Here is an 11,966-nt window from a genome sequence, read left to right as displayed (position 1 = left end):
ATCCGGAGTTCTCCCCCCTCAAACACCGATTGAACCAACACACTAAAAATTGCTAAAATGGATGTTTTGCGCATCAAGTTATTTGCATATTCCAGTTGAAATACTTATTTTTGCACATAGTTATATTTATGTGCAACCGAAAAGACGTTGGAATTATAATAATATGTCCATTTCCAAAACTCGCCAAAAGTTGGTTGATGTCGCACGCCAGTTATTTGCTAAAAACGGCGTGGCCAACACAACTATGAATGATATAGCCCTTGCTTCCGGGAAGGGACGTCGCACATTGTACACCTATTTTAATAGGAAAGAAGATGTGTATTATGCTGTAATCGAGTCTGAGTTGGAACGACTTTCCGACAAGTTGGATGAAGTGGCAGCCAAAAAGATACGGCCACAGGATAAAATCATAGAGCTGATTTATACTCATCTGAGCATGATTAAAGAAACAGTGGTAAGGAATGGCAATCTTCGTGCAGAATTTTTCCGTAATATTTGGATGGTGGAAAAGGTACGGAAGAATTTTGATGAAGACGAGATCGAACTTTTCAGAAAGGTATATTCCGAAGGAAAAGCCGACGGCGAATTCGATATTGAGAATGTGGAATTGGTTGCCGATATAACCCACTATTGCATTAAAGGTCTTGAAGTGCCTTTCATCTATGGACGTTTGGGACATGGACTCACGGAAGAAACAAGCAAGCCTCTTGTGGCCAAGGTCGTTTATGGTGCTTTGGGCAAGTCGGGCTTCAAGCTGTAGAAACAGAACAATCCAATCAATGGATAGACAATCATAAATTAAATAAAAAGAAGAAAAGAAAATGGGATTACTGACAGGTAAGACGGCCTTGATTACAGGTGCCGCACGTGGCATAGGAAAGGCCATCGCATTGAAGTTTGCCGAAGAAGGGGCAAATATTGCTTTTACCGATCTCGTGATTGATGAGAACGGGAAAGCTACTGAGGCAGAGATTGCTGCCAAAGGTGTGAAAGCCAAGGGATTTGCTAGCAATGCTGCCGACTTTGCCCAAACCGAAGAAGTGGTGAAACAGGTGAAGGAAGAATTTGGATCGATAGATATCCTCGTCAATAATGCAGGTATCACTAAGGATGGCCTCATGCTTCGTATGACAGAACAGCAGTGGGATGCAGTGATAGCTGTGAATTTGAAGAGTGCCTTCAATTTCATCCATGCCTGTGTGCCTTTGATGATGCGTCAGCGTGGCGGTTCCATCATCAATATGGCCTCCGTGGTAGGTGTCCATGGCAATGCCGGACAAGCCAATTATGCCGCCTCCAAAGCCGGTATGATAGCTTTGGCCAAGAGTGTCGGCCAGGAAATGGGCCCCAAGGGCATCCGCGCCAATGCAATCGCTCCCGGTTTCATTGATACAGCCATGACCCAGGCATTGCCTGAAGACATCCGCAAGGAATGGATTGGCAAGATTCCACTCCGTCGTGGTGGCAATGTGGAAGATATCGCCAACACGGCTGTTTATCTGGCCTCTGACATGTCAAGCTATGTAAGCGGTCAGGTGATTCAAGTAGACGGCGGCATGAATATGTAATTTGCCAATACATTATTTCCAAATAATAGGGATTTCCTCTCTTTGATTGCGAAGAGGGGAAATCTCTTTTAATCATTCCATTGAGATTTGAAACTAGTTTACGAAGATAATCATTTGATCATCGTTTTCAAAGAAAGCGGTGAGATTGTCCAAGGTGACAAGACGGGTGACGAGCCTTTGTCCGAGGCCGTGAAACGATATATCAAAGAAAAGTATCAGAAGCCGGGTAATGTGTTTATCGGCGTGGTGCATCGTCTTGATCGCCCCGTGTCCGGGCTGGTTGTCTTTGCCAAGACCTCAAAAGCCCTTTCCCGGCTCAACATGATGTTTCGCAACGGCGATGTACACAAGACCTATTGGGCCATCGTGAAAGATGCTCCAATGCATGAAGAAGGGACGCTTGAAAACTGGATTGTGCGCAACGAGCAACAGAATAAAAGTTATGCTTACGACCATGAGGTGCCTAATTCCAAGAAAGCGGTTCTGAAATATCATGTCATCAGTCGTTCCGAGCATTATTGTCTGTTGGAAGTAAATCTCCTAACGGGACGCCATCATCAGATACGTTGCCAGTTGGCACATATCGGTTGCCCCATCAAGGGTGATCTGAAATATGGTTTTCCCCGTAGCAATCCTGATGGAGGCATCTCCCTGCTTTCACGACGGGTAGAGTTTGTGCATCCGGTTTCGAAAGAAACAATATCCGCCGTCAGTCCGCTTCCTGCCGATGCTCTATGGAAGGCGTTCTCTCCGGAATAGTGTTCTTCGTATAAAAAACTTGCATTATTATTTTCTCATATCCGCAAATTTTATTTACTTTGCAAGTATTATAACATCTATCCCCATTTAGCGGATTACCTCCTGTGTGGCTTATGACGAAAACCTTGAAATGGATTGGGAGCGCCATTTTGGCCCCTATGTTTTTTTTTCTGTTTCTTGCAATACTGGTTTATCTCCCTCCTGTGCAGAATTGGGCGGTAAAGCGGGTTGCCTCATACGCCTCTGAGAAAATGGGAATGGAAGTCTCTGTGTCTCATGTGAATCTTGAATTTCCTCTTGATTTGGGCGTGGAAGGCATCAAAGTTGTCCGTCGCAATGACTCCATTCCGCAGATAAAAGATACGGTGGCCGATATAGCCAAGCTCGTTGTCGATGTGCAGGTGTTGCCGTTATTCAGCAAACAGGTCATGGTGGATGAGTTGGACTTCAGAAAGATGAAGGTCAACACCACCAATTTCATCCATGAAGCGCGTATTAAGGGTGAGCTTTCCCGTCTTTCACTAAAAGCCCACGGCATAGATTGGGGGAAGGAGAAAGTGCGGGTAGATGACGCTTTAGTGGCCAACGGATGGTTGTCTGTGGAGTTGAGCGACACCGTAAAGCAAGATACGACTCCGAGTACCAACTTCTGGAAAATCGACATTGCTCATCTTAAACTCCGCAACACAGATTTCACCCTCCATTTGCCCGGCGACACCCTCAAAGTGAATACGCTCTTCACAGAGGCCGATGCCCGACGTGTGTTCCTTGATTTGCATAAAGGACTCTATCAGGTGGGGCAAGTCGATTGGCTTGGGGGACATGCGGCTTACGACAATAACTTTGCCACAGCGACCAAAGGGCTCGACTTCAATCATTTATTGCTTGACAGTTTGGATTTGCAGGCCGACTCGTTCAGCTATTGCGATTCGCGCTTGGCTATCCGCATCCATAAAGGCCACTTTTGTGAAAAGAGCGGCATTAAGGTGAAAACGCTCACAGGTACACTGTTGCTTGACAGCATCCGCCTACGACTACCCGACCTGCAAGTACAAACCACCGAGTCTGTTGTGAAGGCCGATGTGGATATGGAATTGAACACTTTCGCCGATACAGTTCCCGGCCGTCTCCGTGCCATTCTGCACGGCTCTATCGGTAAACAAGACCTCATGCGTTTTCTCAGTGACATGCCAACGGATTTCCGTCGGCGTTGGCCTAATTATCCGCTCCGCATAGATGGTTCCATGAAAGGCAATCTGCGCCATTTGTCATTTGCAGGGCTGCAAGTGAGTCTTCCGACAGCATTCCGTTTCAAAGCCGATGGATGGGCGAGGAATCTCACTTCGGTGGATAAGATGCGAGCTAAGGTGAAGTTTGATGCCAAAACATTTGATTTGGCATTCCTTACATCTCTGCTTGATCCGGCATTGATGAAGCAAATCAACATTCCGCGAGGTATTGGAGCTGAGGGAAGTTTTAGCGTCGACGGGCAATGCTATGCTGCTCGTTTCATCGCTCGTGAAGGTGGCGGACAAGTAGCCGGATCGGCCCGGATGGATGTCCCGCGCATGGCCTATCAAGCCAAGCTCCAAGTCCACGCTCTACCCTTACAACACTTCTTGCCTCGGCAAGGACTCCATCCCTTTACCGGCTATGTGGAAGCTGAGGGCGTGGGAACCGATTTATTCTCCCCCAAGACACGCCTCACAGCCCATGCTAAAATCGAACGATTCAACCTTGGAGGATACAATTTAGACCAGATCGATGCCACAGCCCGCGTGGAACGTGGACGCATCAACGCTCTCATAGACAGTCGTAACGCCCTACTCAAGGGGCGGCTCAGTGTGCAGGCACTCACCCATGTAAAGCACTTGCAAGCAACGGTGTCGGCCGATCTCGACAAAATAGACCTCTTTCATCTCCGCATCAGCGACACGCCCATCGTAGCTTCGGTGTGTGGACACATTGATGTGGGCAGCGACATGAAGGACTATTATCAGGTGCGGGGGCTTGTGAGCGATATCACCGTGTGGACTGACAGCATGGCCTACCGACCGGAAGACGTGGTCATGGATGTGCTTACCCGCCGCGACACCACCCATGCCGTTGTCGATTGTGGTGACTTCCACCTCAATATGGATGCCCGTGGCGGCTATCGCCACCTGCAATCCCAACTTACCCGGTTGTCAAACGACTTCCAAATTCAACTAAAGGCCCGCCATATAGACCAGATAGTCTTGCGTCATCGTTTTCCACTTGTGCGCATCTATCTTGATACGGGGCGAGACAATTTCATTTGCCATATACTTGAGCGTTATGGCTGTTTCTACAAGTCAGTCAGAGCCGATTTGACTTCCTCGCCACAGAAAGGACTTGACGGTTATTTGTCTGCCGACTCTTTGGTCTATTCCGGTGTGCAGTTGGATACCGTCAGGGCCCTCTTCTCCTCCAATGACAGTGTGCTCAATTATAATCTGCAAGTAATCAACAACAAGAACAATCCCCAATATACCTTTAAAGCCATCGTCTCAGGCACTTTGGGACGTTCAGGTTCCGACCTGCGCACTCGTATATTCGACATCAATAATAGGCTGGGGATCGATGTGGGGATGGCTGCCACGATGGAGGCCAACGGGGTGCGTCTCTCCCTCACCGATACCAGTCCGATTTTAGGATACAAACGATTTGAGGCTAATAGTAACAACTACTTCTTCCTGGCTGACAACCGTCGGGTTTCGGCCAAATTGCAGTTGCAGGCCTCCGACGGAGCCGGTGTGGATGTGTTCACCAATGATGACAATACCGATGCCTTACAAGACGTGACGCTTAGTCTTCACCGATTCAATTTGGATAAAATTCTGTCTGTGATTCCTTACACTCCGGATGTTTCGGGCATTATGGATGGCGACTTCCATGCCATTCAAACGGCAAAAGAACTTTCAGTTTCTTCCAATATTTCAATAAACAATCTTGTTTACGAACATTCTCCGGTGGGGAATGTCAGTTCCGAATTTGTGTATATGCCAAAGGCTGACGGCAGTCACTATGTAGACGGGCGGCTGCTGTATGAAGACGAGGAGGTGGGCACCCTTCAAGGAACCTATCGCTCTGACGGCGACGGCTATCTTGATGCCAAGATTGGGCTCGAACGCTTGCCACTGCATTTTGTCAACGGCTTCATTCCCAACCAGTTGATGGGTCTGCGAGGATATGGAGAAGGTGAACTTGACGTGAAAGGCTCTTTGAAGCAACCACAAGTAAACGGTGAAGTCTACCTTGATTCCGCCCACCTCTTCAGTATTCCCTATGGCGTAGAGATGCGCTTTGCCAACGACCCTGTACGCATTGTGGGCAGCCATCTGCTCTTCGAAAACTTCGAGATGTTTGCTAATAACTCCAGCCCGCTCAACATCGCAGGCGATTTCGACTTTTCCAATCTTGATCGCATGGTGCTTGATGTGCGGATGAGGGCCGAAAACTTCCAGCTCATAGCCGCCAAAGAGAACTACCGCTCAGAAGCATACGGCAAGGCTTTTGTGAACTTTTTCGGCATGATGCGCGGTCCATTGGACAACTTGCAGATGCGCGGACGACTTGATGTGTTGGGAACTACGGACATGACCTACGTACTTCGGGAGTCGGAACTCACCACCGACAATCAACTTGACGAACTGGTGAAGTTCATTAATTTCAAAGATAAGAAGATTCAGCCCATATCCCGGCCTAAGCCCCAAGGCCTTGACATGGCGATGAGTGTGGGTATCGATGAGTCGGCCCATATCCTTTGTGCACTCAATGCCGACCACTCCAATTATATCGATCTGATGGGAGGTGGAGAACTTAGAATGTCGTACAATCCTTCCGACAATCTGCAGCTCACCGGCCGCTATACGCTCAACAATGGCAAGATGAAATATTCGTTGCCTGTAATTCCACTCAAGACTTTCAGTATTCAGGACGGCAGTCGCATTGAGTTTACCGGTGATCCTTACGACCCGCAACTGAACATCACAGCCACGGAAGAAGTCAAGGCTTCTGTCAATAGTGGAACCGGCTCCGGGCGGTCTGTCGATTTCGAGTGTGGTGTTAAACTCTCAAAGACCCTCACCCATCCCGGCATTCAGTTTATCATCTCAGCACCTAATGATATGTCCATTCAAGACGAACTCAACACCATGTCGGTGGAGGAGCGTGGAAAAGTGGCCATCACAATGTTGGCTTCAGGCATGTATCTTGTCGACGGCAACACAAGTTCGTTCTCGATGAACAGTGCCCTCAGTAGTTTCCTCAATTCCGAAATCAACAATATTGCCGGATCGGCCATACGCTCTATGGGCTTTGATCTGGGTATGACCGTCGACAATTCCACTAACGCTGCCGGCGGCCTGCACACCGACTATAATTTCAAATTTGCCAAGCGTTTGTGGAACAACCGACTGAGTGTAATAGTTGGTGGACAGGTGTCCACCGGTGCAGAACTTGACCAAAGTAACCATAACAATTCATTTTTCGATAATGTGGAATTGGAATATCGTCTTGACCAGAACTCAAGCAAATATTTGCGTGCTTTCTACGATAACAGCACTTATGATTGGCTTGAAGGTAGGATTGGAGAGTATGGCATCGGCTTTATGTGGCGTCGTAAGCTTTTACATTTCAGAGATATTTTCCGATTTGGAAAAGAGAAGTCACAACTGCCCCCCATACAAGTCTCCAAAGATACTGTAAAAAGTGGGGCGATGACCGTTCCGGAAAAGCAAAAGAACAGATAACCAGATGACGAGTAAATGAAATTCAGACATTATATTTATGTGTTTATGGCGATGGTGTTGGGGGAAGCCCTGATGGCGTCGTGTTCCACCACCAGTGCCATTCCTGAAGGCGAACAGTTGTTCACAGGATTAAAAAAGATAACATACGTCAACTACGAGACCAACAACCATGCAACTTCCACACAAGAAGAAATGGAATATGTGCTTGCTTCTGCTCCCAACGGAGCTTTGTTTGGGAGCAGTTATTACCGCACTCCATTTCCCGTCCGCCTTTGGGTGTGGAATGCCTTTTCACAATCTGACAATGGTATGGGCAAATGGATAGCCAAGACTTTCGGCTCCCGTCCCAAGCTGGTGGGAGAAGTGAGGCCCGAGCTCCGCACTTCCATTGCCGAATCACAACTGAAAAAGTCTGGTTATTTCAATGGCAAGGTAAATTACGAAATCCTTACGGGACATAATCCAAAGAAAGCAAAAATAGCCTATACAGTAGACATGGGCCACCTATGGACACTCGATACGGTGGTGTATGAGAACTTTCCTTCGGCCACCGACAGCTTGATGACCCATACACATGCCAATGCCTTGTTGCACAAGGGTGATCCTTTCAGTGTCTCGACACTTGAGTCGGAACGCCGGCGCATCACCAAACTTTTTCGTGGTGACGGCTATTACTACTACAACAATTCTTATGCTTCCTATCTGGCCGACACCGTCAATGTGCCGGGTAAGGTAGCCCTGCGTCTCATTATGGCCGACAGCCTCAGTCCGCGTGCCACCCATAAGTGGTATATTGGTAATATCAACATCAATTTCCGCAAACAAATAATGGAAGAGTTGGGCGATTCCACCCGTTGGCATTTTCTTACAGTCCGCTACAACGGGCGCCGTCCTCCCATCCGTCTGGGAGCCATCTTGCGCGATGTGAAGTTGCATCACGGAATGCCCTACAGTAGCGACAAAGAGGAGCAGAGTCGTCGGAGTATTCAGTCTATGGGCCTTTTCAGCTACAATACTCTCACGTTCACACCACGCGACACATCAGCCACGTGTGACAGTCTCGATCTCACCCTCGACTTGGTTTTCGATCGTCCCTATGACTTTTATGTCGAAGCCAACGCCAAAGGCAAGACTTCCGGTCGCATGGGACCTGAAATGGTGTTGGGTCTCACCAAGCGTAATGCCTTCCATGGAGGTGAAAAGTTGGATGTCAATGTGCATGGACAGTATGAATGGCAAACCGGACATAAAAGTGAAGGCTCATCCAGTGGCTTCAATTCTTATGAGTATGGCGCTGACGCTTCTGTTGTCATGCCCCGCTTGCTCACCCCGCGTAGTCTTTTTTACACCATAGTTGGTCGTGAGGCTCGTCCTCGTCGCCGTCCCCGACAATATTATAGTACGCCCACCACCACACTCAAGGCGTCAACCAATGTGCTTAATCGGGCAGACTATTTCAAGCGTCATGTGGTGTCAGGCGAACTGACTTACGACTGGTGGACTACGGCCAGTTCTCATCATACATTCAGTCCACTCACCCTCTCCTACGAATACATGCAGAGCAAGACCGCCGCTTTCGACAGTTTGTTGTTGGCCAATCCCTATTTGCAAATTTCCATGCGCGACCAGTTTATTCCCAAGATGAGCTACACCTATCGCTACATCAGCCCATCCGAATTGCGCAACCCCATCACATGGGAAATCAGCGTGAGCGAAGCGGGCAATGCTGTCAGCGGAATTTATGCCGCATTTGGAGAAAAATGGAGTCGGAAAAACAAAACTATGTTTAAAAATCCGTTCGCACAGTTCTTTAAGGTGGAAACTGATTTCGTCAAGCGGTGGCGGCTCTCCGAGCACTCCTCGTTCCTCGCCCATGCCAATGTGGGCGTGGTGTGGAGCTATGGCAATGCCTCTCAGGCCCCTTACTACGAGCAATTTTATGTGGGTGGAGCCAACAGTGTGCGTGCCTTCAATGTGCGGAGTATCGGTCCCGGCAAGTATGTGCCTTCCGAAGGCCGATTCTCCTATATTGACCAAACCGGCGATGTGAAAGTGTTGACTAATCTAGAATATCGTCCCCGACTGTTTGGCGACCTCTATGGTGCTCTTTTTCTTGATGCCGGCAATGTATGGACGCTCCACCAAGATGACAACCGTCAGGGCGGACAGTTTGAATTCAAGAATTTCTTTCGCCAGATGGCCGTCGGTACAGGTGTCGGTATCCGCTACGACATGGGGATGTTCGTCATCCGTCTTGATTGGGGGGTAGGCCTGCATGTGCCCTACGAAACCGGACGAAGCGGTTTTTATAATGTCAAAAACTTCCACGATGCTCAAAGCATACACCTTGCCGTGGGCTATCCTTTCTGACCGTTTCGTTGATTATACGAGTTTGCTTAGCGGTATTTATTCAGAGTCCCGCACTGAATAGCGTACCGTTGCGATGTCGTTTAGTTTGAAGCTTTTGACCATACAAGTGAAAGTTCGGTGTCTTTCAGAACAATTAGTGTAAATGAAGTCGGGATAAGAATAAAGACAAAGCCATTATATCGGGAGGGGGCCACGAATACATGACAATGATGGGGCATTGCCTGTATAGCGACGCGGGATGTCGACAGACATGAAAGAAAGTAGGAGATAAACACCTATAATTAGTGTTTACCTCCTACCTGATTTAATATACAAGATTTGGTGATTACTCACCTTTTTCCAACTCTGCTTTCAGTTTGGCAAGTGCATCAAGATCGCCAAGAGTAGTGCCGGCTGCGACATTGTTGATAGTCGGTGTCTCATTGGAGCTCTTTTTGTTGCTGTGCTGCTTTCTTGCAGGCTTGATATCATCCTTACCCTCCTCAAATGTACGAGAGTGCGAAAGAATGATGCGCTTAGTCTCCTTTACAAATTCAATAACTTTGAAATCGAGAGTTTCACCCTGTTGTGCCTGAGTACCATCTTCCTTGACAAGATGTTTGGGAGTGGCAAAACCTTCTCCACCTTCAGCCAAAGTGATAACGGCACCCTTGTCCATAAGTTCGGTGATTGTACCCTGATGAACGGAACCGGGAGTATATATCGTCTCGTAAGTATCCCAAGGATTGTCCTCGAGTTGCTTGTGACCGAGACTCAAACGGCGGTTTTCCTTGTCGATTTCGAGAACAACAACATCGATGTCGGCACCTTGGGTGGTAAACTCGGAAGGATGCTTGACTTTCTTGGTCCAAGACAGATCTGAGATGTGAATCAAACCGTCAACGCCTTCTTCTAATTCTACGAAGATGCCAAAGTTGGTGAAGTTGCGAACCTTGGCGGTGTGCTTACTGCCAATAGGATACTTCACTTCAATGGTCTCCCAAGGATCTTCTTTCAGCTGCTTGATACCAAGGCTCATCTTGCGTTCATCGCGGTCGAGTGTGAGAATAACAGCTTCCACCTCGTCGCCCACTTTCATGAACTCTTGAGCAGAACGAAGGTGTTGACTCCAAGACATTTCAGAAACGTGGATAAGACCCTCCACACCGGGAGCTATTTCTACGAATGCACCATAGTCGGCCATCACAACAACCTTACCCTTTACGTGGTCGCCCACCTTGAGATCTGCACTGAGTGCATCCCAAGGATGCGGAGTGAGCTGCTTCAGACCGAGGGCAATGCGCTTCTTCTCTTCATCGAAGTCAAGAATAACAACATTGATTTTCTGGTCAAGGGCAACAACCTCGTGAGGATCGCTCACACGACCCCAAGAAAGGTCGGTGATATGAATCAGGCCGTCAACACCACCCAGGTCAACGAATACACCATAGGAAGTGATGTTCTTTACCGTACCTTCCAAAATCTGGCCCTTCTCAAGTTTAGAGATAATTTCCTTGCGCTGTGCTTCCAGCTCAGCTTCGATAAGGGCCTTGTGGGAAACAACGACATTGCGGAATTCCTGATTGATCTTAACAACCTTGAACTCCATTGTTTTGCCTACGAATACATCGTAGTCACGTATGGGGTGAACGTCGATTTGACTTCCGGGGAGGAAAGCCTCAATACCGAACACATCAACAATCATACCACCTTTGGTACGGCACTTGATGTAGCCCTGAATAACTTCTTCGTTCTCAAGAGCGGCATTGACACGTTCCCAGCTCTTGCTGAGACGAGCCTTCTTGTGAGAGAGTACCAGCTGACCTTTTTTGTCTTCCTGATTTTCTACATAGACTTCAACCTTGTCGCCAACCTTGAGCTCAGGGTTGTAACGGAATTCCGAAGCAGGGATGATACCATCGCTCTTGTAGCCGATGTTCACCACAACCTCTTTCTTGTCAACAGAAATCACAGTGCCTTCTACCACCTGATTTTCGCTGATTTTGTTCAAAGTCTCATCATAAGCCTTAGCAAGATCTTCCTTGCTGACATTGGCGTTTGCGCCATTCTCGAATTCGTCCCAGTTGAAGTCATCCAAAGGCTTTACGTTCTTTAAATCTGACATAAATAATGTGAATAAATAAATTTAATTAATAAAGTTAGACTTTATGTTTGTTGTGAAATGAATTATATTGCAAAGTTCATATCGGCAGTTTCCTCAAACCTTCCATGAAATCGCAACTCCTCCAAATTGGTTGCAAAGGTAATGATTTTCTGTCAATTACCCCCTTTTGCCAATTACCATTTCCCGGCCATTACACTTTTTTAACAGTCTGGGATATCAAGCGAAAGACGGCTTTGATATTGTCATCGGAAATCCACCTTATATGTGTGCCGTCTCGAAAAAGACAAGCTGTACATCCACTCCAAATTATCCGTTGTAGCCACAATTGCTACAGTCGTGAAATGATTTTCTTGGAGACATTCCGTTTCCTACAACACCTCCTATCATAATCTG

General features: G+C 47.6%; 7 protein-coding genes. 6 read left to right on the top strand and 1 reads right to left on the bottom strand.

The features are described from left to right. Nucleotides 1-163 precede the first annotated feature (163 nt). The 5 genes from HMPREF6485_RS06995 (at nucleotide 164) to tamL (ending at nucleotide 9,469) form a co-directional block, all read left to right on the top strand. Entirely contained in the window at nucleotides 164-760 is a 597-nt protein-coding gene (locus HMPREF6485_RS06995) for a TetR/AcrR family transcriptional regulator (protein ID WP_004340347.1), read from the top strand. Nucleotides 761-821: 61 nt separating this feature from the next. Continuing rightward, a complete protein-coding gene (gene fabG / locus HMPREF6485_RS06990; protein ID WP_004345629.1) occupies nucleotides 822-1,568 on the top strand; it encodes a 3-oxoacyl-[acyl-carrier-protein] reductase in 747 nt (248 codons plus the stop codon). 87 nt (nucleotides 1,569-1,655) lie between these two features. Further along, nucleotides 1,656-2,327, top strand: a complete 672-nt coding sequence (locus HMPREF6485_RS06985) for an RluA family pseudouridine synthase (protein WP_004340344.1) — start codon at nucleotides 1,656-1,658, stop codon at nucleotides 2,325-2,327. A gap of 113 nt (nucleotides 2,328-2,440) precedes the next feature. After that, on the top strand, nucleotides 2,441-7,099 hold the full coding sequence (locus tag HMPREF6485_RS06980; protein WP_004345626.1) for a translocation/assembly module TamB domain-containing protein: 4,659 nt from the start codon (nucleotides 2,441-2,443) through the stop codon (nucleotides 7,097-7,099). A gap of 15 nt (nucleotides 7,100-7,114) precedes the next feature. Further along, nucleotides 7,115-9,469, top strand: a complete 2,355-nt coding sequence (gene tamL, locus HMPREF6485_RS06975) for a translocation and assembly module lipoprotein TamL (RefSeq protein ID WP_004345624.1) — start codon at nucleotides 7,115-7,117, stop codon at nucleotides 9,467-9,469. 325 nt (nucleotides 9,470-9,794) lie between these two features. Here the strand turns inward: tamL and rpsA are convergent, their stop codons facing one another. After that, entirely contained in the window at nucleotides 9,795-11,573 is a 1,779-nt protein-coding gene (gene rpsA, locus HMPREF6485_RS06970; RefSeq protein ID WP_004340341.1) for a 30S ribosomal protein S1, read from the bottom strand. Between the two features lie 166 nt (nucleotides 11,574-11,739). Here rpsA and HMPREF6485_RS14505 point away from each other — a divergent pair, with 166 nt between their 5' ends. Continuing rightward, the gene (locus tag HMPREF6485_RS14505; protein WP_155814398.1) at nucleotides 11,740-11,892 is read left to right on the top strand and encodes an Eco57I restriction-modification methylase domain-containing protein; all 153 of its coding nucleotides are present in this window, start codon (nucleotides 11,740-11,742) and stop codon (nucleotides 11,890-11,892) included. Nucleotides 11,893-11,966 lie beyond the last annotated feature (74 nt).

The organism is Segatella buccae ATCC 33574, from assembly GCF_000184945.1.
Classification (GTDB): domain Bacteria; phylum Bacteroidota; class Bacteroidia; order Bacteroidales; family Bacteroidaceae; genus Prevotella; species Prevotella buccae.
This window is presented reverse-complemented; position numbering and strand designations above follow the sequence as displayed.